The organism is Burkholderia oklahomensis C6786 (assembly GCF_000959365.1).
GTDB classification, from domain to species: domain Bacteria; phylum Pseudomonadota; class Gammaproteobacteria; order Burkholderiales; family Burkholderiaceae; genus Burkholderia; species Burkholderia oklahomensis.
In genome coordinates, this window is sequence record NZ_CP009555.1 from 3679411 (window position 1) to 3704390 (window position 24980).

A 24980-nucleotide genomic window follows, 5' to 3' on the forward strand; every position below is an offset into this window, starting at 1 on the left:
GCTGCGCGACGCACATCCGGCATGCGCGCCGCTTCGCCCGCGGCGCGCCCCTCCACGCTAGAGGAGGCCGTCTTGGTACGGCCCGATCGCCTGCGTTATGATCGCCCGCTAATCGTCGCGGAGCCGTCGCGGCAAGATGGGCGCTCGTGCGCCGTCCGTAGCTTTGCCGGGCCGGAATCGGCCGACAGGAGACATCGCCAGTTGGCCTTTCCATCCAACAACAATGACCCGCCCGTTCGCGAGGCGGCGCGGGCCGCTCGTCACGAGGCGCCACTGTGAGCGAATCCCGAACTCAACCGTCGCGTCCCGCGACGATCAGCGACGTCGCCCGCGAGGCGGGCACCGGCAAGACCAGCGTGTCGCGCTATCTGAACGGCGAGACGAACGTGCTGTCCGCCGACCTGCGCAAGCGCATCGAGGATGCGATCGCGCGCCTGAACTACCGTCCGAACCAGATGGCGCGCGGCCTGAAGCGCGGCCGCAACCGGCTCCTCGGCCTGCTCGCCGCGGACCTGACGAATCCCTATACGGTCGAAGTGCTGCGCGGCGTCGAGGCCGCGTGCCACGCGCTCGGCTACATGCCGCTCATCTGCCACGCGGCGAACGAGCTCGAGATGGAGCGTCGCTATCTGCAGTTGCTCACCACCTACCGCGTCGAAGGCATGATCGTCAACGCGCTCGGCGCCGACGAGAATGCGCTGAAGTCGCTGCGCGGCGGCGGCATCCCGACCGTGCTCGTCGACCGCAACGTCGAAGGCTTCGAGGCCGACATGATCGGCCTCGACAACACGGCCGCGATCGAGATGGGCTTGCAGCACCTGTTCGCGCAAGGCTTCCAGTCGATTCATTTCGTCGTGCAGCCTTTCGAGCACGTCAGCTCGCGGCGGCTGCGCGAGGCGGCGTTCCGCGCGAAGATCGCCGCGTCGGGGCGCACCGTGCATCCGACGATCGTGCTCGAACCGAAGAACCCGGATTCGACGCAGCGCGCGCTCGCGGCGCTCGACGCGCGCATCGACGCGGCCGCGGGCGAGCCGGCGCGCCCGGCGATCTTCGCGGCGAACGCGCCTGTGGCGCTCGCGATCGCGCGGCATCTGCACGCGCGGCTCGGCGACGCGTGGCAGAAGCGAGTCGCGCTGATCGCGATCGACGATCCCGACTGGGCGGAGCTGATCGGCGTGACGACGATCCGCCAGCCGACCTACGACATCGGCTATCGCGCGGTCGAATTCGTCCACGAGCGGATCGACGGCGGCACGGGCGACTTCCACGAAGCGCTGCTGCCCGGCGAGCTTTGCGTACGCGCATCGACCGCAAGCTGAGTATCATTCGGGGCACGCACCGCACCGGTGCGGGTTCCGAACAAGGATTGTCATGACCGTTGCTCCCGTCACGCTGGCGGCGCTCGTCATCGCCACGCTCGTCGTGGCGTTGCTGCCGATCGGCCTCTATCGATTCCTCCGCAAGCCGATGGCGCTCGACCGGCGAGACGCGATCGTCGGCGTCGCCGCCTACGCGCTGTTCGCGACGCTGCTCGAACGCGGCCTCTACGCGGTGCTGCTCAACCAGCCGTCGGCCGTGATGTGGCTGTCGAAGCCCGTCACGTTCGCGGTGTTCGGCACCGTCGTCGCCGCGCTCTTCGAGGAAATCGGCCGCTATCTCGGGCTGCGCTTTCTCGTGCGGCGCTACGGCGCGTCGGACGGCGACGCCCGCGGCTTCGCCAACGGCATCGGCCACGGCGGCGCGCAGGCGTGGTTCGTCGGCGTCGTCGTGCTCGCGCAATGGGTCTATCTCGCGTGGCTCGCGAACCGCGGCGAGCTGAACGCGCAACTCTCGACGATGCCCGCCGATCTCGCGCTGCGCATCCAGGTGACGCTCGCGACGATGTCGCCGGCGTCGGTCGCGGTGTCGGCGCTCGAGCGCGTCGCCGCGTTCGTCGTCCAGGCCGCGCTTTCCGTGCTGATGTGGCGCGGCATCCGCGCGGGCAAGCGATGGATTCTGCCGGCGATGATCGTGCTGCATCCGATCATCGATCTGCCGTCGATCCTGTATAACGGTGGCGGCGTGCCGTTCGAATGGATGGTCGCGCTGTATCTGCTGCTGACGGCGGGCTTCGCCGCCGCGCTGATGAAACTGTGCCGGCCCGCGCGCGCCGCACGCTGAACCGAAACACGACGATGGATGATTATCAATACGACTGCGCGAGCGCCGAATTCGACGAGCTCGCGCGCGTGATCTGCGATCTCTTTCCCGAGCAGACGCACTTTGCCGAGCGTACCGACGAAGCGGGGCGCTTCCTTGCCGTGCATTGGCTCGCGATGCGCTTCGGCGCGACGCCGCGCAAGATGACGCTCGACGTGCGCTTCGCGCCCGCCGCGCTGCTGCGCTATCTCGCGTTCAAGCCGATGCAGCGCGCGCGCAGCCACGCGGTGTTGCGCGCGTACGTGGAGGCGATGCTCGGCACGCTCGAGGAGCGGCACGCGGCGGGCGAGGCGGTGCCGCGCGAGGCGACGCTCGAATTGGGCGACGAGTTCGCGTGACGGGCGGCGCGCGTTTGCGGTCGCCGCGCTGGCAATCGGCCGCGACGCGCCCGCGGATCGGCGATCGGCCGGCGCCGTGACGCGTCGTCGCGGACACGGCCCCGATCCCGCCTGCCGGATGTGCGGGCGCGCGCTTGCACGGGCCGTTCGTTTCGCTTCTTAGCGAATGTTCCTCCCACGGGCCTGATCGACGCCCGGCTTGAGCGCGGTCCGGCGACGGCCCGCCTTCCCCGCGCGGAACGCCTTCGCCCCGCCTGCGACGCGCACGCGTTTTCGCGCGAGCGTGCCGTGACACGCATCGGTGCCGCGGTGCGATGCATCCGCGCGCAGCGCTTTTCCCCGGATTGTCCTGCCCTTCGATGGTTGCCCTTGCGTCGGGATCGTTGCGCAGGTCGGCGTCTTTCAGCGCGATCGCATCGGTTTGCGCCGAAAAAAAACCGTCGCGCCGATTTGAAACCGGATCCGCACGGGCGCAGCGCTTGTCGACGGCGCGGCGGCGCGGTCAAGATGCCCGCATCGCATCTCGATGTGCCGAGCGGTTTCGCCAACCGGCCGATCGACTCCGATCGTATTCGACGGTCGGTCGGCATGACAAAAGGGGAAGTCCATGCAGATACGTCACGTTGCGTCGCGTGCGATGCTCGCCGCCGCGCTCCCGATCATGCTCGCGGTCGTTGCGTCCTCGAACGTGCGAGCCTCGCCGACACTGCCCGCGCTGCGTGCGGACGCGAACCAGGTGTCGGTGTCCGGGCTGTCGTCGGGGGCGTACATGGCGGTCCAGTACCAGGTCGCGTATTCGGCATCGGTGATCGGCGCGGGCGTGGTCGCGGGCGGTCCGTATTACTGCGCGAAGGGCGAACTGGCCAATGCGAAGAACTGCATGCAGGGCATGCCGGATTCGAAGCAGTTGCTGACCAGGGCGCAGACTTTCGCCACGAGCGGCCAGATCGATCCGCTCGCGAATCTTCAGCGCGCGAAGGTCTATCTCTTCAGCGGCACGAAGGATGTGGTCGTGAGCCAGCCCGTCGTCGACGCGACGTGGTCGTTCTTCTGGCAAGCCGGCGTACCCGTGAAGAATCTCGCTTACGTCGTCGACGTGCCGGCCGGGCATGCGTTCGTCACGCCGTCCGCGGGCGGCGTTTGCAGCGCGAATGCCGCGCCGTACATCAATCATTGCACCGTCGCGCAGGCGGGCTACGATCAGGCTGGGGTGCTCCTTCAGACGATCTACGGGCCGCTTTCGCCGCCCGCCGCGCAGCCGACGGGGCGTGCGATCACGTTCGACCAGCGCGAGTTCGCGCCGGTGTCGAGCGGGCTCGCGACGGACGGCTATGCCTACGTGCCGCGCGCGTGCGACGCGAACGCGGGCTGCAAGGTCCACGTGGTATTTCACGGCTGCCTGCAATCGGCGGACGTCGTGCGCAACATGACCACGTACAGGAACTGGGCCGATGCGAACAAAATCGTCATGCTGTACCCGCAGGTGGCGGCCGATTTGCCCGCCAATCCGCAGGGATGCTGGGACTGGTTTGCGTATACCGGGCAGAACTACGCGCTGAAGTCGGGGGCGCAGATGCGCGCGGTGCGGAAGATGATTGAGCGGGTGACGTCGGCGCGTTGACGCGGGAGCGTGGTCGCGCAAGAGGCGCGGCGGGCGTCGAACGGCGGCGTGCCTAGCGTGCGCGAGCTTCGTTCGCCGTTCGCCGCGCGAACGGCAACCGGCGCGCGGACGCAGGACCGGCGCACGGGGTGAACGGCACGCCGCCCGCGACGGCGTCAGTCCGCCTCGCGGTACACGTGCGCGAAGCGCTTCGCCTGCACGACGCCGTAGTCGCCCGGCGCGTACTGCATCACCCAGTCGCCCGCGTCGCCGCGCAGCGTGTCGCCGCCCGTCGAGCGCGCGATCGAGAACGGCGCGTTCATTCGCTTCGCGAGCACGACGGCCGGGCGGTTGCGGTAATCGCCCGGCTCGCCGTGCGCGAGTCCTTCGGCGGCGGGCGCGTACTTCGCGTCGAAGCGCTCGCGCGACACCACCCAGCGGTCGCCCGTAGACCCGGTGACGAGCGCGTCGCCCGCCGCATAGCGGTTCGGGCCTTCGAGGCTCATCAGCTCGCCTGGCTGCGCGGCGAATTCGACTTGGACCGTCTCGTCCTTGACGACGCGCAATGCGTCGGGATCATTGCGGAGGTCGACGTTTTTCAGTTCGATCATGTCGATTTTCGTCAATAAAAGCGCATCACTTTAGCGCGAATCCGGACGCGCGTGAACGCCAACCTTGCGGGTGGCGGGCGTTGATACGAATATGAAGTGATCGCGTCTCGATTTGCCGTCCGACTGTCTCGACCCGTCCGAGCGACGCCGGCCGTTGCCGCCGTCGCTCGGCGCAGACCAAGGGGAAATCCATGCAGATGCGCCACGCCGCCGCGTTCACGATCACGCTCGCCGTCGTCGCGCCCGCGAGCGCGCAAGCTTCGCCGCCGCTGCCCGCGCTGCGCGCGGACGCGAACCAGGTATCGGTGTCCGGGCTGTCGTCGGGCGCGTACATGGCGATCCAGTACCAGGTCGCGTATTCGGCGTCGGTGATCGGCGTGGGCGCGATCGCGGGCGGGCCGTACTATTGCGCGACGGGCAGCCTCGCGAATACGGGCGTCTGCATGGGCCTCGTGTCGAACATGGTGCCCGATTCGGGGCTACTGCTGGCCGCCGCGCAAGGCTTTGCGGCGAGCGGCCAGATCGATCCGCTCGCGAACCTGCAGCGCGCGAAGATCTATCTGTTCAGCGGGACGAAAGACACGATCGTTCACGAGTCCGCCGTCGACGCCACGTGGGCCTTCTTCTGGCTCGCCGGCGTGCCCGTGTCGAACATCATCTACGTCGCCGACATCCCGGCCGGGCATGCGTTCATCACGCCGTCCGCGGGCAACGTATGCGACGCGAATGCCGCGCCGTACATCAGCCACTGCAATGTCGGCCAGTCGGGCTACGACCAGGCGGGCGCGCTGCTCGAGACGATCTACGGGGCGCTCGCGCCGCCCATTGCCCAGCCGACCGGACGCGCGGTCACGTTCGACCAGCGCGAGTTCGCGGCGGCGTCGAGCGGGCTCGCGGCGGACGGCTACGCGTACGTGCCGCGCGCGTGCGACGCCAATGCCGGCTGCAAGGTCCACGTCGTGTTTCATGGCTGCCTGCAGTCGGCGGCCGTCGTGCGCGACATGACGACGTACGACAACTGGGCCGATGCGAACGGGATCGTCGTGCTGTATCCGCAGGTCGCGAAGACCCGCGTGCCGAACAATCCGCAGGGATGCTGGGACTGGTTTGCGTATACCGGGCAGAACTATGCGCTGAAGTCGGGGGCGCAGATGCGCGCGGTGCGGGCGATGATCGAGCGGGTCACGTCCGCGCGGTGACGGAAGGGCGCGGCGTGCGCGCCGATGCGCGAGCAGCGCGGGAAAGCCGCCGGGACTCGCGCGAGCGGAGGGGCGGGCGATCGGCGCCGGCGATCGTGGATCGGTGACGCGAATGCGCGCTTGCGGATTGCCGCTGGGCGGTTCGCCGTCCGTCCGTTCGTCGACGCGGTCGCGCAGTTGCGCGGCGCGTCACGTCGACGAACGTGAGCGCGCCGCGCGCAGACCCGCGCGATACGCGTTACTGCGCGGCGCCCGAGCTCGCGGCGCCCTGGCCGTCCGCCTTGCCCGAATGCTTGCGTGCGCGGGCCTTGCCCGGCTCCGGGTGCAGCCACTTGCGGAACGTCGAGTCGGCGAGCGCCTTCTGCTCGGCAGGGAAGCTCGCGTACAGCGGCGCGAACGCGTCGGCGAGCTTCTTCGCGCCGTCGGCATTCGTCTGCGTCATCTCGGCGTACTGCTTCATGTCGTCGAGCGCGGACGCGTTCTTGTTCGCGATCCGTTCGCGATAGAGACGCGCCATCGTCTCGCCGTTGTCGCGCATCGTATCGGCGAACGTCTTCCATTGCGATTCCTGCTCCGGCGTGATCTTCAGCTGGTTGTGCAGGTACGTGATGCGCTCCTCGACGCGCGCTTCGTGACGCGCGGCCGCGGAGGGGGCGGAGGCGGCGGCCGCCGGCGCCGACGCGGGCGTCTGGGCGTGCGCGAGCGCGGCCGTCAGCGCGAGCGCGGCAGCGAAAGTCAGCGTGATCTTTTTCATTGGAGCTCCTGTGTGGTCGTCGGACGGGGTCCGGATGCGAGGCGCGGCGCGCCCGACAGCATGCGCGACGCGCGTCCCGCGCTATTAGTAGCACGGTATCGGGCCGTTGGGCGGCGATGCGACATCTGCTTACAACCGAAACGAATCGAAATCGCGAGGGCGTGGTTCGGCGCGGCAGCGCACGGATCGTGCGGCCGGCGGCGGGCGCGCCCACGCGGCGCGCGTCGCGCGATCCGCCGTCCGATGCGGCGCGGCGAACGCGCGCATGGTTGGGTGCACGGCTGTTCGGCGCTATCATCGCGGCACTTCCATTCGCCGATCCGCCATGCGTCCACCCCGACTCGATCAACTCGACGAACTCGACCGCAACCTCGTCGCGCTGCTGCAGGCGAACGCCCGCGCGAGCGTCGCGGATCTCGCGCGGCAGCTCGGCGTCGCGCGCACGACCGTGCTCGCGCGGATCGCGCGGCTCGAGCGCACGCAGGTGATCGCGGGCTACAGCGTGCGGCTCGGGCAGGACGTGCTCGATGCGAGCATCTACGCGTACGTCGGCATCATCCTCGCGCCAAGGTACGGCAAGGACGTGCTGAAGCGCCTCGACCGCATGCCCGAGGTGCAGCTGCTGTGCGCGGTGAGCGGCGAGTACGACTACGTCGCGTGGCTGCGCGCCGATTCGCCCGAGCGCCTGAACGATCTGCTCGATCAGATCGGCGCGCTCGACGGCGTCGAGCGGACGACGACGTCGATCATCCTCGCGCGCAAGATCGACCGCGGGACGATCGGCTGACGCGCCGCGTCGCCCGATGAGCGAAGGCGGACCGGACAACCCTGAAGAGAGACCGGGATCATGACGACGAGCCAAACCTATTCGCGCCCCGAACGGCTGCTGCAGATCGCGTCGTGGGGCATCGCCGTGGCGTTCGCGCTGTTCCTCAACATGCTGGGCAGCCTCGTGATCCGCGACATGGCGTTCGCGCCGCGCGGCGGGCCGCCGACGCTCGCGCGCTACGCCGACACGCAGGCCGACGCGTCGCTGCGCGCGACGCGTCGGGAGCTGCAGCGCGAGCAGGGCGCGCTGACGGACAAGGCCGATGCGTTCACGACCGCCCGCAACCGCGCGCAGCAGGACTACGATCAGGCGAAGGAGAGCTTTCGCAACTGGATCGCGACGCGCAGCGCGACGGGCGACGCGAGCCGCAACCCGGACGTGCTCGCGCGTACGCGCCAGCTCGACGAGCTGCAGGCGGCGGTGGCGGGCTGGCAGCGCCAGCAGGATCAGATCAGCGACCAGCTCGACGCGCTGCGCAAGCGGCAGGACGACGTGAGCGCGCAGCTCGCGCAATCGCAGGCGCAGGCCGAGCGCAACTTCGAGCAGGCGAGCCGCCGCTACGAGCTCGTCGTGTTCGCGTGGCGGCTCGCGTTCACGCTGCCGATCCTCGTGCTCGCCGTCTGGCTCTTCGTCCGTTACCGGAAGGTGCGCTACTGGCCGTTCGTCTATGGCTTCGGGATGTTCGCGCTGACGGCGTTCTTCGTCGAGCTCGTGCCGTATCTGCCGAGCTTCGGCGGCTACGTGCGCGTCATCGTCGGCATCGTGCTGACGGTGTTCGCGGGCGTCTACATGCTGCGCGCGTTCCAGCGCTACGTCGAACGCAAGCGCGAGGAGATGCGGCGCAGCCAGCACGAGCGCGCGCAGGCGATCGGCTACGAGAAGGCGATCGCCGCGTATCGGAAGAAGCTCTGCCCATCGTGCGACAGGCCGTGGAACCTCGGCGGCGACGGCGCGACGTTCTGCATCCACTGTGGGCTCAAGCTGTTCGAGCAGTGCGGGTGCGGCACGCGCAACTTCGCGTTCTTTCCGTTCTGCGGCGGCTGCGGGACGGCGGTGAGCCGCGCGGATGACAAGGGGCGGCGCGCGAATGCCGCATGATGCGCGGCCGTTTGCGCGCGCCGTCGGGTCACTGCGATTCGATCACTTTGCAGGGCTTGCTGCAGTCCGTGTAGGCCATGCACTTCTTGTTCGAGACGAGCCCCTCCAGATTCTCCCGCGCGAGCTTCTTGGCCGCCGTGCACGCGTCGTGGCTCTTGCCCGGGGAGACGCCCGTGGCCGACAGTCCGCGGTCGGCCTTGCACGGATCGGCGGGCGCGTTTTCCTTGATCGAGCAGCGTCCTTCCTGGCTGATTTTCGCGGCATGCGCGGCGGGCGCGGCGGCGAGCGACGCGAAGCCTGCGACGACGGCAAGACGGATCAGACGGCATGCGTTTCGGGTCACGATTGTCATTGTTCTTCTCCAGCGGATGGGGCCGAGACCGGCCTCGGACGAGTCGGAGCGACGGGCCGGCGACGCGTTCGGCGGCGCGCCGGGAGCGGGCGGGATCGGCGCGCCAGCCGAACGAGGCCGGCGTCGACGATACCCGTGATCGAGCGTAAGTAGGCCGAAAGCATGCCGTCAAGCTGCGAAATCTGGTGGGCGGGCGACGCACGCCGGATAGCGGCCGAGGCCATGCGGTGCGGCGGTGCCGAGGGGCAGGCGGTTCGTTCGAAACGGCGACTTATCGATCGTTTTCGACAATTCGTCGAAAACGATCGGCAATTCGTCGAAAATTGACGTCGTTCCGCATCAGTTTTCGTCTATAAAGTGTTTTTGCACATCCCTACACTCTCCGACAGGGCAACACGCCGTCTACAACAATCATCTTGTCAGGAGAGAAGACATGAAAATCGCCATCGTCGGCGCAGGTCTCATCGGTCACACCATCGCTCATTTGCTGCGTGAAACCGGCGACTACGAAGTCGTCGCGTTCGATCGCGATCCGGACGCGCTCGCGAAGCTCGCGAAGGAAGGCATCGCGACGCAGCGCGTCGATTCCGCCGACGCGACCGCGATCCGCGAAGCGGTGAAGGGCTTCGATGCGCTCGTCAACGCGCTGCCGTACTACCTGGCCGTCAACGTCGCCGCCGCCGCGAAGGCCGCGGGCGTCCATTATTTCGATCTGACCGAGGACGTGCGCGCGACGAGCGCGATCCGCGAGCTCGCCGAAGGCGCCGACCGCGCGTTCATGCCGCAATGCGGCTTGGCGCCCGGCTTCATCGGCATCGCCGCGCACGAGCTCGTCAACGGCTTTTCCGAAGTGCGCGACGTGAAGATGCGCGTCGGCGCGCTGCCCGAGTATCCGACCAACGCGCTCAAGTACAACCTGACGTGGAGCGTCGACGGCCTCATCAACGAATACTGCCAGCCGTGCGAAGCGGTTCGCGACGGCCGCCGCCAGTGGGTGCAGCCGCTCGAAGGGCTCGAGCATTTCTCACTCGACGGCATCGAATACGAGGCGTTCAACACGTCGGGCGGCCTCGGCACGCTGTGCGAGACGCTCGAAGGCAAGGTCGAGACGCTCGACTACAAGTCGGTCCGCTATCCCGGCCACCGCGAACTGATCCAGTTCCTGCTCGAGGACCTGCGTCTGTCGACCGACCGCGACACGCTGAAGTCGATCATGCGCCGCGCGGTGCCGTCGACGAAGCAGGACGTCGTGCTCGTGTTCGTCACGGTGACGGGCGTGAAGCACGGCCAGCTCGTGCAGGACGTGTTCACGCGCAAGATCTTCGCGAAGGAAATCTGCGGGATGCCGATGAGCGCGATCCAGATCACGACGGCGGGCGCGATGTGCGCGGTGCTCGATCTGTTCCGCGAAAAGAAGCTGCCGCAAGGCGGTTTCGTTCGCCAGGAGCAGGTGCCGCTCCACGCGTTCCTCGCGAACCGCTTCGGCAAGCTGTACGAAGGCGGCACGCTCGAGCGGATGCACGCGCTCGCGTAACGCATTCGCCACGCGCGCGCGCTCGCGCACGCGGGCGTGCTTCGCGGCCTGCCGGTGATGCGACGGCCGGACCGAGCCGCGATGCGCGAGCCGCGACCAAGCGCCGGGCGGGCCTTCGGGCCGCCCGGCGTTTTTTCGTGCGTGGCCGAGTCAGGGGCGAGGGCGGGGCCGGGCGGTCGCGCCGTATCAGGCGGGCAGCGGCGGCACCGTCGACGCGCCGCGCGCGGGCGGCGGCGCGATGTGGTCGAGCAGCACGTCGACGGCCGTATCCGACGGCGCGGTGTTGTCGAACATCAGGAGACCGTCGCACTGCGCGCCCGACGGAATGAAGCGGCGCTGCCGGTATTCGTCCCAGTGCGCGAGCTTGTACGCGTCGTTCGGATTGCCGCGCGCGACGATGCGCGCATGCGCGGTCTCCTCCGACGTGTGGACCCAGACGATGCGCAGCTCGACGTCGGGCCCGATGCCGAGCCACGCGCGGTCGAAGAGGCGGCGGTCGCGCACCTCGCGCGACAGCGGCCCGACGACGATCACGCTGATCCCGAGCTCGAGGTTCTCGCGCGCGGTGTCGAGAAGCCCCTGGTATTCGGGATCGCGCAGATGCTGAAGATAGAGCGGACTGTCGCGGTCGTTCGGGTCGTGCGTCAGCGCGCCCATCGCGGCCGAGCTGTAGCGGCCGTACAGCGTGTCCTTGTCGAGCAGGCAGAACGCCTCGCCCGTCGTCTTCATCAGCGGCCGGATCAGCCGCTTCGCGAGCGTCGTCTTGCCGGTGCCCGCATGGCCGCAGAAAAACACCAGATACGTCACGAACGGCCGCCCTCCGAAACAGCGGGCCCGTCTGCCCGGCTCTTGTCGTCGGAGGCGTCGGCCGGGAGGGTGCCGTTCGCTTCGAGCCACATCGCGTTGATGATGCCGAAGCCGAGCGCGACGCCGATGCCGAGAATCCATGAGAAGTACCACATCGCAGCCTCCTTGACGGTCAGGCCGGCGGCGCGGGCCGCCGGACGATTCGAGGGCGCGCCGCCCGCACGAGCGGGCGGCGACGCGTGCACGATGCCGATCATGACCAATAACGGCGGCCCGCGCAAGCGACGCGCCGCCGCCGCGGCGCGCGACAGCGGCTAAACTGTGCGCCGGAATCGCTTCGAACCAAGCAAGAGCATGCTGATCAACTGCGCCGCATACCAGGATGGCCGCAAGCTGGCCGACATCGACATCGACGACATCGGCGACTACGTCGCGAAGCCGGAGTGCTTCGTCTGGGTCGCATTGAAGGACCCCGAGCCCGACGAGATCGAGCGGATGGGCGACGAGTTCGGCCTGCACGAGCTCGCGCTCGAGGACGCACGCAAGGGCCACCAGCGCCCGAAGATCGAGGAGTACGGCGATGCGCTGTTCGCGGTGCTGCACACGGTCGAGATCGACGAGCAAGGCGAGCTCCAGCTCGGCGAGCTGAACGTGTTCGTCGGTCCGAACTACGTGCTGTCGATCCGCAACCATACCGAGCAGGACTTCCGCGCGGTGCGCGTCCGCTGCGAGCGCGAGCCGCATCTGCTGAAGGAGGGTTCCGCGTACGTGTTCTACGCGCTGATGGACCAGGTCGTCGACCGCTATTTTCCGACGCTCGAGGCGCTGAGCGCGGAGCTGGAGGCGCTCGAGGACCGGATCTTCGAGAAGACGGGCACGGCGGCCGCCCGCGCGCTGATCGAGGATCTCTATACGCTCAAGCGCCGGCTCGTGATGCTGCACCAGCACACGGCGCCGCTCGTCGAGCCGCTCGCGAAGCTCGTCGGCGGCCGTATTCCGCAGGTCTGCGTGGGGATGGACCACTATTTCCGCGACGTCTACGACCATCTGCTGCGGATCGTGCGGACGATCGAAGGGCGGCGCGAGATGCTCGTCACCGCGATCCAGGTGAACCTCGGCATGATCTCGCTCGCGGAAAGCGAAGTGACGAAGCGGCTCGGCTCGTTCGCCGCGCTGTTCGCGATCCCGACGATGATCGCCGGGATCTACGGGATGAACTTCAACAACATACCGGAGCTGCACTGGCGCTTCGGTTTCTACGTGTGCTTGGGGGCGATGGCCGCCGCCGACCTGTTCCTGTGGCGGCGCTTCAGGAAAGCCGGCTGGCTGTGAGCCGGCGCGCGCGTCAGGCGGGCGTCGCGAGCTTGCCGACGACGACCGTCCACGGCCGCACCCGCCAGCGCTTGACGAGGCCGTTCGCGACGTACGGATCGGCTTGCGCGAACGCTTCGGCGACGGCGGGCGAAGGCGCGTCGAACACGAGCATCGCCTGATCGGCCGGATCGGCGAGCGCGCCCGCGAGCAGCAGCTCGCCGCGCGCGGTCGCCGCCTTCGCGAGCGCGAGGTGCTCCGCGCGATACGTGCCGCGCCGTTCGAGATAGTCGTCGACGAGTTCGTAGGTCAGCAGGTAGTGCATGGGGGGCTCCTCGAGCGATGGCGTGCCGGTCCGTTCGAGCGGGCCGGCGGCCGGTTGTACGGGCAACGCTTAGTATAGGCCGGGCGTCGCGCGCGCCGCATCGTGTAACAATCGGTCGCGCCCGCTCGCCTCGCATCGTCGGGGCCGCCGCTCGCGTCGCGCGCTTCGGCGCGCCCGGCGGACTTCGGCGTTAAATCGCGTCGCCGACGCGGATTTGGCCGCGTTTCGCGGCGAACACGCCGTTACAAAACGATACGGACCGCGGCCCGCGCACGCGTCAGACTTGCGCGCAAAGCGCATGCCGATTGCGCGGGCGCACCGCGCGGCGGACGCGGCCGAATGCGCGGCGCGTTCGAGACGCGCGCAATCTTCGAAACACAGGCGGCGGCGCGATCGCGATGCCGCATCGAACCACACGAACCCACTCGAATCGATGAAGCTCCGAACACTGTTGCTACTGGGAATATCGTCCGCGATGCTCGCCGCCTGCGGCTGGTTCCATGCCGGTCCCGGCGAGCGAGACATCGACGCCGCCGTGCGCCGCGCGCTCGACGCGGAAAACCGCGGGCCGCTCAACACGATGCTCGGCCAGCCGCTGCCCGTCGCGGCCGACGTCGCGTCGGTGAAGCCCGTCGGCGATTGCACGAAGGTCGCCGAGCGCACGTATTCGTGCAACGTCGCGATCGTGTGGCACGACGGGCGGCAGGACGAGGGCGACGCGTCGCTGCGCACGACGCTCACGTTCACGGAGGACAGCGACGGCGCATGGCAGACGTCGCACGTCGATGCGGCGCTCGCCGCGGGCGCGGCGAAGTCGCTGATCGACCGGATCAGCGGCGCGGTCGCGGCGAGCGGCGCGTCGGGGGCGCAGTGAGCCGTTCGTCGTCGGTTTTCGGCGGGTGGCGTGCGTGTCGCGGTGATCGTCGCGTCGAGCGATGCCGCGTGTGGCGGGTTGCCGGTGGCTTGAAACGGACGTGAACGGCGCGTAGTCGACTTCGGGCGGCGGCTTGCGTTCCGCCTGGACGGATCGTTGCGGCGATCGAAGCCGCATGGCGCATGCCGCATGCGGATCGCTTGCAGCGAAAGCCGGTTGGCCGACCGGAAAGCGTCGATGGCGGCGCGCGTGCCGTCGCTGTCGATGTCGCGCGTTCGCTTGCGATCAACGATCAACGATCGGCGGGAGTATCGGCAAAAGGCAAGGGCGGACACCGACTCGGCCGCGCGAGCCGCAAGTCGCGGCCCGCGCGTCGCGGTACGTCAGTGATGTGCGTACGTACGCTGCGTGCGCACCGCATGCGTGCGGCGCGCATGGTGCCGCCGTTGCTTGCGATGATGCGTCGTTTTCGCGGCATGGCGCGCCGGCGCGGCTTGCGCGCCGCCCGACAGATTCGACTGGCCTTCGCCGAATTGATAGGTCTGCGACGTTTGCGCATGCACGGCCGACGTCAGTGCGAGCGCGGCGCAGGCGGCCGCGATGAAGATCGAAAGCTTCACGAGTATGCTCCTGTCGAATGAGGCGCACGAGCATAGCGCGACTGCGGCGCGCGTACCTTTCCGTTTGCCTGCGTCGAATGATCTTTGACAATCGCGCGAGGCGCCGGACATTCGACGCCCGAGCGTCGCGCGACGAAGCAAACGCGCCGGCCGCGGATCGCCGCATGCGGCCGGACGCAGCGGGTCGGGCGGCGAGCTCAGTACGGGCGATTGTCGTCGCCGCGGCGGTCGCCGTCGCGCCGATCGTCGCCTCGGTAGCCGCCGCGATTGTCGCGCCGGCCATCGTCGCGCCGGTAGTATTGTGGCTGCGGATGCGCATGCTCCCATTCGCCGCGGTCCCAGTAGCGTTGGCCGTCCCAATAGCGGTCCCCGTGCCAGCCGATGCCGACATCGACGCCGACGGCAGGCTCCGACGGATACACCGCGCATCCCGCGAGCATCGCGCTCGCCACGAGCGGCAGTAAGATCAGTTTTTTCATCGCGATGCAGTCCTTTGAAGTCGGTTCGTATCCCGAATGATAGAAATCCGGCGAGCCTCGGCGTGTAAAGGATTGCAACCGTATATGACGGCTGCCGCGCAGGCCGGCGGCAGGGCGCTTTGCGAGAAGCGACGCGCGGCCGCCCGTCGAGCCGATCCGCGGACGAACGACGGCGGAACGTGTCGTTCGCGCGGTCGCCGCAAGCCATGCATTCACGATAACGATCATGCATGCCGCCGCCCGATCGCGTCGCGCCATACACAACGCATAACGCCGCATGACGCGCCGCGATCGGGCGCGCCCGCATCACTCGCTCAGCGGCGGCGGCGGCGGCAGGTTCTGCACCATCAGCGTCTGCGGATTCGACAGAGGAATGCCCGCCGCGCGCAGCCGCTTCAGGATCTCGAACAGCAGATCGCTCTTCGTCGTCCCGGCGATCCGCGGACTGCCGACGTAGCCCGTCACGCTGAGCGTGATCCCGTCCGGCGTCAGCTGGCTGAACGTGACGGACGGCGCGGGTTTCTCGAGGATCGACGCATGCTCGCGGTACGCGCCGAGCAGCAGGTCGCGAACCTGTTCGGGATCGGTGTTGAGCGGGAATGTGAGCATCAGCGTCGCGACGCCCTGCGTGCTGTTGCCCATCGTCACGTTGCGCAGGTTCTGCGAGATCAATTGCGAGTTCGGCACGATCACCGTCGAGCGGTCGGAGAGCTGGATTTCGGTCGCGCGCACGTTGATCCGTCGGATGTCGCCTTCGACGCCCGAGATGCTGATCATGTCGCCGACCTTCACGGGCCGCTCGGTCAGCAGGATCAGCCCGGACACGAAGTTCTTCACGATCTCCTGCAAGCCGAAGCCGATGCCGACGGACAGCGCGCTCACGATCCACGCGAGGTTGTCCCATTTGACGCCGAGAAGCGACAGCGTGAGCAGCACGATCGCGACGTAGCCGAGATTGCTGAACAGCGTGATGAGCGACGCGCGCATGCCCGGATCCATGCCGACCGCGGGCAGCAGCTCGTTGTCGAGCCAGCGGCGTATCGAGCGCAGCAGATAGATGCCGATCCCGAGCGCGAGCGCCGCGTTCAGGATCCGGTCGGGCACGATGTTCAGGCGCTGCAGCTTGTCGCCGCCGAACATCGAGATCACGCTCACGAGCAGGTCGGTCGGCGTCGTGCCGAAGCCGCCCGTCAACAGCGCGACGACGGCGACGAGCAGCAGCGCGCTCGAGCCGATGCCGGACAGCACGGTCTTCGCCTGATCGAGATGGCTGTCGTTCAACCCGAACAGATGCTTGATCAGCTTGCCGCTCGACAGGCTCGCGGAGAACGCGCTCGCGCACAGATCGCGCGTGAGGCGGGTCAGCAGATACAGGCTGCCGAGCACGATCTCGAACCAGACGAGCTCGTAGGTCAGAAAACGTGCGACCGAGATGTAGCCGATCAGCAGCGCGACGAACGCCGCGACGACGGTCAGCGTGACGCCCGCGTGGATCAGCCCGGCGAGCGTCGAGCGCGCCTCGGGCGGCTCGCCCGCCGCGGCGAGCGCGGTGCGGACTCGGTTCGCGCGCAGCAGCGACGCGCCGATCGTCACGACGACGACGAGCGACACGATCCCGCGGCCGAACAGCGTGACCTGCAGGCTCGTGTCGGCCGTCCTGTTCAACTGCTCGAGCGCGCCCGCGACGAGCAGAAGCGCGGCGAGAATCGCCGGAAACGGCCGCATCGCGAGCGCGACTTCGTCGGCGAGCGCGGGCAGGCGCCAGGTCGGATGGCGGGTGCACAACAGCGCGCGGCCGAGGCCCGCGATCAGCGCGCAGGTCAGCGCGAGTTTCGCGAGCTCGTCGGCGAAGTCCTGCAGCGCGCTCGACAGCGCGTAGTCGCGCGTGAGCGCGAGATAGACGAACTGCACCGCGATGCCTGTCGTCACGACGCTCGACAGCGCGATCGACGTCGCGAGCGCGCTGCGCCGCACACGGGTTTCCGGCAGCTTCGTCAGGCTGAACCATGCGAGCACGCGTTCGATGAGCCGTCTGCCGATCGTCCACACCGCGAGCGCGGCGGCGAGCAGGAGCGCGGTGCCGATCCGCCGGCCCGGCTCCCACGCCGCGCGTAGCACCTGCGCGATCTGCGCGCTGAACGCGTCGAGCTCCTGCCGGTCGTCGTCAGACGGGTGGAAGAGCGGCGCCCAGAACTGCGCGCCGAGGATGCTGCCCGAGCGCAGCACGAGCTGATCGCGCAACAGGCTGCGGCGCAGCTTCGAGTATTGCTGGGTCAGGTTCGCGAGACTGTCCTTTTCGTCGGCGGCCTGCTTCAGCGCGGCGTCGAGCTGCGCCTTGCGCGTATTCAGATCCGCGCGCTGCCGAGCGACGGCGGCCGTCTCGGGCGCGGCGCCCGGCGCGGGCGGCGGCCCGAGCACGTCGAGCTGCGCCTGCAGCTGCGCGCGCGTGGGCACGAGCGCGGCCGTCAGCTTCTCCACGTCGGACGTCAGCGCTTGCGTCGCCTCGTCGAGCCCGTTCAACTGCTTGCCCGTCGTCGCGGCCGACGCCTGCTGCTTGATTCGGTCGAGCGCGGCCTGCACGCGCTTGAGCTCGGCGAGCGCCTCGTCGCGCGAGATCGTCGGCGCGGGCGGCACGCTTGCGCTCGATGCGAGGTCGGCGGCTGCCGACGCGGGCAGCACGGCGCAGAGCAGATGCAATAGGAAGACGAGCGCGACGCATCGCGCGAATTTCGGATGACGGACCATCGGGAAACCTTACAGATCGGTTGCGCGAACGGACAACCGGGATGCGCTGTAGATTGCCACGGTTTTTCGGCTTGCGTATCGCCGACGACAATCCGAAACAATTGAAAGGAAAGCGAAATATTTTAAGGGCGCCGCGATGTGCTGCACCGGCCGTCACGTGCGGCGGCGCGCGCGCGTCCAATCCGCTCGATCGGAATGTACTGCCCGTCCTCGCCGATGACGAAGGTCGTCTTGAATGGCTCGCTTTCGGCGAGCTTCTCGGCCCACGGCATCGAAAAGAACGACACGACGAGCAGCGCGGCGAATACCCCGTACTTGAGCTTGCGCGGCCGGTTGTGCGACGGCGCGGGCAGCTTGCGCCGCCACTTTTTTCAGGCCCGTCGCGCGTGCGATCTTGTAGACGAGCCGGACAGCGAGCCGAACGGGCACATCCAGCCGCAGAAGAGACCCGGCCTCGGACGATCACCGTCGCGGCGATCACGATCCAGAAGACGAAGATGAGCGGATCGGACAGGAAGAGCCCCAGTTTCAGCCGCTCGCGAGCGAATGAGCGAGCGTCGGCCCCTGCGTGATCGACGGCTTCGCCATCTCATAACCGCCGGCGAAGCCGATCGCGATCAGCCAGTTCGCGGTCTTCGGCCGTGACACCCAGCGCTTGTCGGCGCGCATCGCGCGGCGCACCCGGCGGTCGAGCGTCGCGAAGAACAGCACGACGGCGAGCGTCCAGCCGACGAAGACGGCGATGCCGATGCGCTTTGCTGCCGCCGATGTTGCCGATGTTCTTCCTGTCGGGCGGGCTCTATCCGCTCGATCTCGCGCCGGACTGGATTCGCTCGGCGGCCGCGTTCGATCCCGCCGCATACGGTGTCGACCTGATTTCGCCGCCGACGGATTTGGGGCGCGACGCGCGCACTAACGGGACGGCATGCCGAGAATGCCCCGCGCGTCCTGGCCGGGGAGCGCGTCGGCGGCGTACGAGAAATCACCGTCGCGTTGCCGTTTGGCGAGCTGCTGCAACAGGATCCGATAGCGCAGGCCCGCGCGGTCGAAGCGCGAAAACAGATCGCGCCGCTCGCCGGCGTCCTGATAGCGACTGCTCTGCGGGCCGACCATGCGGTTGTCCTGCGGCGCGACCACATACGGCGTCAACGGCATCAGCACGCGCAGCGGCCAGGGCGCGGACGTCGCGTTCAACGCGAAGCTGAGCCGGCAGCGGTCGCGCGACTCCGGCAGGCACGGGTGGAACAACGGCAGGTCGGTACCCGGCGTGTAACGTCCATACGCAAGCGCGACCGAGCTGCGCACGTGCACATGGATCACGGCGTGAACGTCCTGATGCTTCGCGCGCACGCCGCCGAACCAGCGCATGATCGGCGCGACCGATTTGTTCGTGCAGCGCCGGATCATCGTCACCGTCTCGGACGTGAACTGCACGTCGATCCGGTCCTCGTCGGATTGCTCGTTGCCGAGCACGTTCGCATGCAGGAAGTCCGCGTGCGTCAGATCGAGCAGGTTTTCGACGAGGAGCGGCGAGCAGCAGTCGAGGCGGACGTTGCCCTGCATGTACGTCGGCAGTCCGCCGTCGCGCGACAGGAACGGCACGTCGGGCACGAGCGCGTCGCTCGCGTCTTCGGGATCGCCGTACCAGATCCATACGTAGCCGTACCGCTCGAGCGCCGGATAGCTTCCGGCGGAATCGGTCGGCGAGCCGGGAGCGGGGCGTGCCGGAGCCGGCAGGTCGGGATGCCGCCGCGACGCGTGGACGCGCCCGCCGGCGCGCCACAGATAGCAGGGCTGCGAGTGAATCTGCCAGCGCGATGCGCGCTCGCCGACCTCGAACGTGTGAGCGAGCGGAAACCATGCATTGCGCAGCCGAATCCGGTTGGGCAGCCAGTCGTCTTCGTTCCGGCGGCTTGCCGTCCCGATGTCTTGGTCGTCGACAGTCGGCATCATCTGCTCCTCGAACAAGGTAATCGATCGACGCTCACCGGGCCTGCGCACGCCGCCTGCGGGTGTGGGCGAGGCCAGGCGCGCGAGCACGACACGTCGAGCTTCGACAGCGCGCGGCCGTCGACGTGTTCGAGCATCGCGAACGGAGAACGGCGCAGACGGGCCCACAGGCGAAACAACGCCGCGCCGGCGCCGCCCGTATCCGCGGCGACGCCGCCGCGCCACAGGACGTTCGTCGTGCCGCGTGCCGCGGGCACGATGGCGATCGACGCCCACAGCATCGGCGCGCCGTCGCGCGTGTCGAGCTCGACCGACGCGAGCGCGCCGTCCTGCGGCGACGTGAGCCGAAGCGTCCACGGATAATGCGCGCCGAACCGATGATTGCGCCGGCTCGCCGCCCACGTGACGCCGCGCTCCATGCCGACGCGGCCGCCGCGCGGCTCCGGATCCGCGATCACGTAGTCCGTGATTCGCACGCCCGCGATGCGCATCAGCAAATGCGGACCGTCGGCCAGCGCGGCGACGTATTCGTCGCACGCCACCGCCACCGTCGCCGAGCCCGCGAATCGCTGCGTGCAGCGCGACGGAGGCGAGGCCGCGTCGGCCGGCTCGCCCGCGTCGACGCCGCGCGTCGCACGTCCCCACACGAAGCCGTCGCGCTCGCGGGTCTCGTACGCGCGCGCGACGTAGTGCGCCGGCACCCGTTCGTGCTCCGACAGATTCGGAATGGCGACGCATGCGCCCGTCGCGCCGTCGTAGGTCCAGCCGTGATAGCCGCACTGCAGCCGGCCGTCGGGCGTGATGCGTCCGAGCGACAGCGGCGCGCGGCGATGCACGCAACGATCCTCCATCGCGCGCACGGCGCCCGACGCGTCGCGATACAGCACGAGCGGCCGCCCCATGCAGACGACGCCGAGCGGCGCCTCGCCGTTCACCTGCTCGGACAGGGCGAGCGGCAGCCAGTGCGCCGCGGAATCGGAAAAAAGCGGAACGACGGTATCCATGGGCGTTCACCGCGATGGTCGCGATGCCTCCGGCAATCCCGGCAGATGCGTGTCCTGGGTTGGGTCTTGGCGGGCGGCGCGGACCTGCGGCGCCGGAAATCCCGCAGGCGAATCGTCGGCGGCCACGCGCCGCGCTTGCTGTCGATGCCGCTTCGCGAGCCGGTGGGTCGACATCGCGCTCAACCACGTCATCGTCAGCGTCGCGATCAGCAAGACCGTGTACAGCGAAGCCGGGATGATCCGCAACTGCAGACCGATCGCGAGCACCATCAGCTCGACGGTCCCGCGGCAGTTCATCAGCACGCCGATCAAGGTCGCCTCCGCGCGATCGATGCCGCATAGTCGCGCGCCGGCGTAGCAGCCGCCGAACTTCGCCGCGACGCCGCCGATCAGGAAGACGACGAGCCAGCCCCACGCCGCGCCCGTATCGAGCGCGGAAAACGACGCCTGAAGCCCCATGCTGACGAAGAACAGCGGAATCAGGACGAGGTCTGCGAGTCCCGCGAAGCGCGCGTTCCACAACTGCCGCAGGTCGTCCCGGCCCGACAGGCAGGCGGCCGCGACGAGCGCGCCGAACGCGCTGTGAAAGCCGAGCCGCGACGCGGCCCACGACGACAGCAGCACGTAGCACAGCGCGCAGATCAACGTCGCGGAATCGCTTCCGGCCCGGCGCGCACGATCGAGCAGCGAAAGGACGATCTTGCGCACGAGCGTGATCGACACGACGAAGAACACGACGAGCAGGCACACCGCGCGCATCGTCGACGCCGGCGACAGGCCCGATGTCGCGATCGCGCCGACGGCGGCGAGAATCAGCCAACTGAGCGAGTCGGTCAATGTCGCCGCGAGTATCGACAGCGTCGCCGAAGGGCGCTCGGCGATGCGCGCGTCCGAGACGATGCGCATCATGACGGGCAGCGCCGAAACGGACAGTGCGATTCCGCAGAACAGCACGTAGGCGAGATGCGACGCCTGCGGCTGGAACGCGCCGGACGACGCGACCGCGATGGCGCAGCCGGCCGCGAACGGCAACGCCATTCCGAATCCCGCGACGACGGTCGCGACGAGCGCGGCCGAGCGCTTCTGCGGAAGCTTCCACACGATGTGCGAACCCGTCTGGAACATCAGGAACACGAGCCCGAGTTCGCCGAGCCGGGAGAGGATGGCGGTCGAATCCTGGCCGAGCAGCACGCCGGGGCCGCCCACGGCAAGCGCGCCGAACGCGGACGGACCGAGCAGCAGCCCGGCGAGCAGCTCGCCGACGACGCGGCCTTGCCCCAGCCGTTGCGCGAGTGCGCCGAGCCCGGACGCCACGACGATCACGATGCACAGTTGCAGTATCCAATCAGCCATCTTTCGTCGCTTCCTTGGTCTTGACTGCTTGCGTTCGATGAATGCCGGCGGCGCGTGCGCCGCCGCGCGGCAGTCGTGCACGGCCGCACGCGGTCGCAACCGGCCGGCCGCCGCGCGGGCAGCCGGCTTCGGCCACGCCGGCCGCTCGGCGCGAGCGCGGCGGCCGCGCTCGCGGGCTATGCCGCGGCGACCCGCTGCAGGCCGAGCCGCGGCCGGGTCGACACGTAAAGCCCGTCGAGCGCCATGTTCTGCGACAGGCAGGGCAGGCCCTCGATCGCGTCGAAGAATCGCGCGTTGTCCTCGATTTCCGAGCTGCCGATCGCCGCGGCGAGCGCGCCCTTGTCCTTGCGAAGCGCGAGATTCTGATCGATGCGGCGGGACATTTCGCCCATCAGGTGCGACGTGGCCTGCTCGACGTCGGCGATGTCTTCGAGGCCGGACACGAGATTCAGGAACGCGCGCCGGATGTCGCCCGCCTCGATCATGTAGTGGCTCAGCTCGTCGGCCTTGCTGTAGTAGCCGAGCTTGCCGTGCGCTTCGTAGAACGTCTGCACGAACACGAGAAAGCGCAGGTAGGCCTGTTGATAGCTGTCGCGATAGTACGCGGCGGCCTCCCGCTCGGACACTTCGTCGCGCAGGATGCTGGCGAGCGATGCGGCGGCGAGCATCCCGCTGTACATCGCGAGGTGAACGCCCGTGGACAGCAGCGGGTCGAGAAAGCACGCGGCGTCGCCGGACAGGAAGTAGCCGTCGCCCGCGAAGGAATCGCAGGTGTACGAATAGTCCTGCTCGGTCTTGAGCGGCGTGACGAGGCGCGCGTGCTGCGTCAGCTTCGTCATCACCGGGCTCAGCGCGATCGCCCGCTCGTAGACCTGCTCGAGCGAGCCGGACCGCTTCGCCGCGACGAATGCGTCGCGGTGCATGACGACGCCGACGCTCGTCGGACGATCGGCGAGCGGTATCGCCCACCACCAGCCGTCCGGAATCGAGCTGACGAGAATCGAGCCCGGCGCGCAATCGTCGGGCCATGCGAGACCTTCCCAGTAGCCCCAGGCCGCGACATTGCGGAAGATCTCGTGGAATTTGCGGTTGTCCAGGTATCGGGTCGACATCAGCCCGTTGCGTCCCGACGCGTCGACGAGATAGTCGAATTCGACGACGGTCGTCTCGTCGGAGCCTTGCGCGACGCACAAGGCGGCGCACGGACGGCCGTCGTCGAACCGGATTTCGCGCACGCTCACGCCTTCGTGCACCTTCGCACCGACCGCTCGCGCATGCTGCAGGAGCAGGTGGTCGAATTCCTCGCGACGCACTTGGTAGCTGTAGTGATAGGTGCCGCCGAGCTCGCCGAAATCGAGTTTCCAGGTCTCGCCTTTCCAGTTGAAGTAGGCGCCCGGCTTGCGTTGGAAGCCGTGACGGTCGAACGTGTCGCGCGCGCCCATCAGCGTGAGGATTTCGAGGCACGACGGCAGCAGCGATTCGCCGATGTGATAGCGGGGGAACACCTCTTTGTCGACCAGCATGACATCGATGCCTTCTCGGGCGAGAAACGCCGCGCCGGTTGCCCCGGCCGGACCGCCGCCGATCACGAGGACTTTGGTGCGATTCGGAAGACGCATGCTTGCTTCTCCTTGTATTGGGGAACGTCAAGTTCGCGAGCGGATCCCGCCGCCCGGCGCGGCAATTCGGTTGGAATCACTTAATGATTGAGCCGGACTTCGGTCTCGCGAGAGTCATGCCCGGGCGGTGCCCGGATTCTTGTCAATTGGCGAGCGCGAGCTTGTTGACCTCGTACTTGTAGTCGAGGAAGGCAAGGAAGCTGCGGAAGTGATCGTCGACGATCGACAGCGCATCCGCTTGCTTGTCGGCGGACAGGCGCTGGTCGAAGAAGATCGATTCGTTGATCGCATGATCGAGCTCGCTGTCGATGTGCTCCGCGCCCAGATAGCGAAGCGTATGGCCCGTGTCCGCCTCGTAGGCCGCCGCGAGCTTGCGCGATGTGGTGAAGAAGACCTTCGACGTCGCTTCGCCGGCTTCCATCGACGCCATTTTGAGCAGCGGGCAGTCGCCGCACCGCCGCGCGCGCGACACGAGCGAATACATGTACTTCCGCACGGGCGCGCCGAGATCGTCCCAGATCACGTCGATTGCGCTTTCGCAATCGACGGCTCTACCGTTGACGCCGAGCGTCTTGATGTCCGAAACCATCATGCGCCAGTGCTCGCTGTCGACGTCGACATGATCGTTGATCGCGTTCTGCAAGTCGTTTTCCGGCTTTTCGTAGTGGTAATACATTCGATTGATATCGCGGAACGTCATCGCCAAATGAATCAGCAACGGCGACCAGACGCGCATCATTTCCTTGATTTGGGGGAGAGTGACTGCTTCGAGTTGCGGAAAGACCGGGTGGTCGAGGAGCGCTGCCTTTTTCTTACGAATTGTCGCGAGAATGTCCCTCATGACGAAAACTCCTGTTATGAATGAGTTGTATCGCTGCGGGTTTTTGATCGAGGCTGGGGATTATCGACCCAATTGTTATGCCTCACGAGGAGTCTAGGTATATATCCGGAGATGTCAATAAAAGGGGCGGAATATTTTTTAAAAATAACTAGAATTGGTAGTTGTCGTGATTTGAGGGTTGATGAAAATTTCACTTTTCCTTCAAATCTGTAAGATTACTTTGTTATTTAAATGATTGAGCATTTCGAAAAATAGATTAATGCGCGAGCATCTGAATAGTGCGAATTGAGAGGCCGGAAATTTTTATTGTTGATTCGATTGTGCTGGATGGGACGCGAAATTTACAAATCCGGGCGAGGGAAACAATCGGTCAATCTATTGAGAAGCGTGCTTCGACGTATCGGCGGCTCGGGAGTGAAAGCCAAAGCGAAAGGCGTGGCGATGGAGGGACGCGTGGCTTGCTGTGCTTGTTGGCGGCGAGGGCGGGTGGCGCGCTCCGCGCTCGGTTCATGATCGAACTCCGATGAGCCAACGTCAT

At 67.7% G+C, this 24980-nt stretch carries 24 protein-coding genes and 2 pseudogenes; 11 read left to right on the top strand and 15 right to left on the bottom strand.

All coding sequences use genetic code 11. The features are described 5' to 3' along the window. The first annotated feature begins 275 nt into the window (after positions 1-275). The 4 genes from BG90_RS16385 (at position 276) to BG90_RS16400 (ending at position 4158) form a co-directional block, all read left to right on the top strand. Positions 276-1319, top strand: a complete 1044-nt coding sequence (locus tag BG90_RS16385) for a LacI family DNA-binding transcriptional regulator (protein ID WP_010115174.1) — start codon at positions 276-278, stop codon at positions 1317-1319. A gap of 52 nt (positions 1320-1371) precedes the next feature. Then, a complete protein-coding gene (locus BG90_RS16390) occupies positions 1372-2160 on the top strand; it encodes a YhfC family intramembrane metalloprotease (protein ID WP_045568229.1) in 789 nt (262 codons plus the stop codon). Between the two features lie 14 nt (positions 2161-2174). Next, positions 2175-2537, top strand: a complete 363-nt coding sequence (locus BG90_RS16395) for a DUF3022 domain-containing protein (protein ID WP_010115177.1) — start codon at positions 2175-2177, stop codon at positions 2535-2537. 607 nt (positions 2538-3144) lie between these two features. Further along, positions 3145-4158 (top strand): extracellular catalytic domain type 2 short-chain-length polyhydroxyalkanoate depolymerase, encoded by a 1014-nt coding sequence (locus tag BG90_RS16400; protein WP_010115179.1) that lies wholly within the window; start codon positions 3145-3147, stop codon positions 4156-4158. 155 nt (positions 4159-4313) lie between these two features. Here BG90_RS16400 and BG90_RS16405 read toward each other — a convergent pair whose 3' ends face one another. After that, positions 4314-4748, bottom strand: coding sequence for a PGDYG domain-containing protein (locus tag BG90_RS16405; protein ID WP_010115180.1), 435 nt, complete (start codon positions 4746-4748; stop codon positions 4314-4316). 191 nt (positions 4749-4939) lie between these two features. Between BG90_RS16405 and BG90_RS16410 the strand changes: the two genes are divergently transcribed. Next, positions 4940-5947 (top strand): extracellular catalytic domain type 2 short-chain-length polyhydroxyalkanoate depolymerase, encoded by a 1008-nt coding sequence (locus BG90_RS16410; RefSeq protein WP_010115181.1) that lies wholly within the window; start codon positions 4940-4942, stop codon positions 5945-5947. Between the two features lie 238 nt (positions 5948-6185). Here BG90_RS16410 and BG90_RS16415 read toward each other — a convergent pair whose 3' ends face one another. Further along, the gene (locus BG90_RS16415; protein ID WP_010115182.1) at positions 6186-6701 is read right to left on the bottom strand and encodes a Spy/CpxP family protein refolding chaperone; all 516 of its coding nucleotides are present in this window, start codon (positions 6699-6701) and stop codon (positions 6186-6188) included. A gap of 325 nt (positions 6702-7026) precedes the next feature. On the opposite strand from BG90_RS16415, the gene BG90_RS16420 reads away from it, so the two are divergent. Both BG90_RS16420 and BG90_RS16425 read left to right on the top strand, forming a co-directional pair. After that, positions 7027-7488 (top strand): Lrp/AsnC family transcriptional regulator, encoded by a 462-nt coding sequence (locus tag BG90_RS16420; RefSeq protein ID WP_010103406.1) that lies wholly within the window; start codon positions 7027-7029, stop codon positions 7486-7488. A gap of 60 nt (positions 7489-7548) precedes the next feature. Next, on the top strand, positions 7549-8628 hold the full coding sequence (locus BG90_RS16425; RefSeq protein WP_010115184.1) for a zinc ribbon domain-containing protein: 1080 nt from the start codon (positions 7549-7551) through the stop codon (positions 8626-8628). Between the two features lie 28 nt (positions 8629-8656). Here the strand turns inward: BG90_RS16425 and BG90_RS16430 are convergent, their stop codons facing one another. Continuing rightward, on the bottom strand, positions 8657-8980 hold the full coding sequence (locus tag BG90_RS16430; RefSeq protein ID WP_010103409.1) for a hypothetical protein: 324 nt from the start codon (positions 8978-8980) through the stop codon (positions 8657-8659). 433 nt (positions 8981-9413) lie between these two features. On the opposite strand from BG90_RS16430, the gene BG90_RS16435 reads away from it, so the two are divergent. Continuing rightward, complete coding sequence (locus tag BG90_RS16435) at positions 9414-10514, top strand: saccharopine dehydrogenase family protein (RefSeq protein ID WP_010103413.1); 1101 nt, start codon at positions 9414-9416, stop codon at positions 10512-10514. A gap of 186 nt (positions 10515-10700) precedes the next feature. Here BG90_RS16435 and BG90_RS16440 read toward each other — a convergent pair whose 3' ends face one another. Continuing rightward, the gene (locus BG90_RS16440) at positions 10701-11321 is read right to left on the bottom strand and encodes a P-loop nucleotide/nucleoside kinase family protein (RefSeq protein ID WP_010103415.1); all 621 of its coding nucleotides are present in this window, start codon (positions 11319-11321) and stop codon (positions 10701-10703) included. Next, the gene (gene cydX, locus BG90_RS16445) at positions 11318-11476 is read right to left on the bottom strand and encodes a cytochrome bd-I oxidase subunit CydX (RefSeq protein ID WP_025989791.1); all 159 of its coding nucleotides are present in this window, start codon (positions 11474-11476) and stop codon (positions 11318-11320) included. The genes BG90_RS16440 and cydX overlap by 4 nt, the downstream gene beginning before the upstream one ends. Positions 11477-11675: 199 nt before the next feature. On the opposite strand from cydX, the gene corA reads away from it, so the two are divergent. Then, a complete protein-coding gene (gene corA / locus BG90_RS16450; RefSeq protein ID WP_010115189.1) occupies positions 11676-12653 on the top strand; it encodes a magnesium/cobalt transporter CorA in 978 nt (325 codons plus the stop codon). A 13-nt stretch (positions 12654-12666) separates the two neighbouring features. Here the strand turns inward: corA and BG90_RS16455 are convergent, their stop codons facing one another. Further along, positions 12667-12957, bottom strand: a complete 291-nt coding sequence (locus BG90_RS16455) for a YciI-like protein (RefSeq protein WP_010103420.1) — start codon at positions 12955-12957, stop codon at positions 12667-12669. Positions 12958-13390: 433 nt separating this feature from the next. On the opposite strand from BG90_RS16455, the gene BG90_RS16460 reads away from it, so the two are divergent. Then, positions 13391-13831 carry a hypothetical protein gene (locus BG90_RS16460; protein ID WP_025989792.1) on the top strand — a complete coding sequence of 147 codons (441 nt, stop codon included), beginning with the start codon at positions 13391-13393 and terminating at the stop codon, positions 13829-13831. Between the two features lie 383 nt (positions 13832-14214). Here BG90_RS16460 and BG90_RS16465 read toward each other — a convergent pair whose 3' ends face one another. From BG90_RS16465 to BG90_RS37365, 4 genes and pseudogenes are all read right to left on the bottom strand, one after another. Next, positions 14215-14451, bottom strand: coding sequence for a hypothetical protein (locus BG90_RS16465; protein ID WP_010115193.1), 237 nt, complete (start codon positions 14449-14451; stop codon positions 14215-14217). 197 nt (positions 14452-14648) lie between these two features. Beyond that, a complete protein-coding gene (locus BG90_RS16470) occupies positions 14649-14930 on the bottom strand; it encodes a hypothetical protein (protein ID WP_025989793.1) in 282 nt (93 codons plus the stop codon). A 306-nt stretch (positions 14931-15236) separates the two neighbouring features. After that, positions 15237-17675, bottom strand: coding sequence for a DUF3772 domain-containing protein (locus tag BG90_RS16475; protein ID WP_010115197.1), 2439 nt, complete (start codon positions 17673-17675; stop codon positions 15237-15239). Between the two features lie 212 nt (positions 17676-17887). Beyond that, a pseudogene (locus tag BG90_RS37365) lies at positions 17888-18437 on the bottom strand (4Fe-4S binding protein); the annotation flags it as partial. A 5-nt stretch (positions 18438-18442) separates the two neighbouring features. On the opposite strand from BG90_RS37365, the pseudogene BG90_RS37015 reads away from it, so the two are divergent. After that, a pseudogene (locus BG90_RS37015) lies at positions 18443-18553 on the top strand (ABC transporter permease); the annotation flags it as partial. Between the two features lie 34 nt (positions 18554-18587). Here BG90_RS37015 and BG90_RS16485 read toward each other — a convergent pair. The 5 genes from BG90_RS16485 to BG90_RS16505 form a co-directional block, all read right to left on the bottom strand. Continuing rightward, on the bottom strand, positions 18588-19625 hold the full coding sequence (locus tag BG90_RS16485) for a hypothetical protein (protein WP_010115203.1): 1038 nt from the start codon (positions 19623-19625) through the stop codon (positions 18588-18590). Further along, entirely contained in the window at positions 19625-20629 is a 1005-nt protein-coding gene (locus BG90_RS16490) for a Rieske 2Fe-2S domain-containing protein (protein WP_010115205.1), read from the bottom strand. The genes BG90_RS16485 and BG90_RS16490 overlap by 1 nt, the downstream gene beginning before the upstream one ends. 6 nt (positions 20630-20635) lie before the next feature. After that, complete coding sequence (locus BG90_RS16495; protein WP_045568230.1) at positions 20636-21982, bottom strand: cation:proton antiporter; 1347 nt, start codon at positions 21980-21982, stop codon at positions 20636-20638. A 176-nt stretch (positions 21983-22158) separates the two neighbouring features. Further along, a complete protein-coding gene (locus BG90_RS16500; RefSeq protein WP_045568231.1) occupies positions 22159-23601 on the bottom strand; it encodes an NAD(P)/FAD-dependent oxidoreductase in 1443 nt (480 codons plus the stop codon). A gap of 142 nt (positions 23602-23743) precedes the next feature. Continuing rightward, positions 23744-24442, bottom strand: a complete 699-nt coding sequence (locus BG90_RS16505) for a hypothetical protein (RefSeq protein WP_010111491.1) — start codon at positions 24440-24442, stop codon at positions 23744-23746. Positions 24443-24980: the final 538 nt, after the last annotated feature.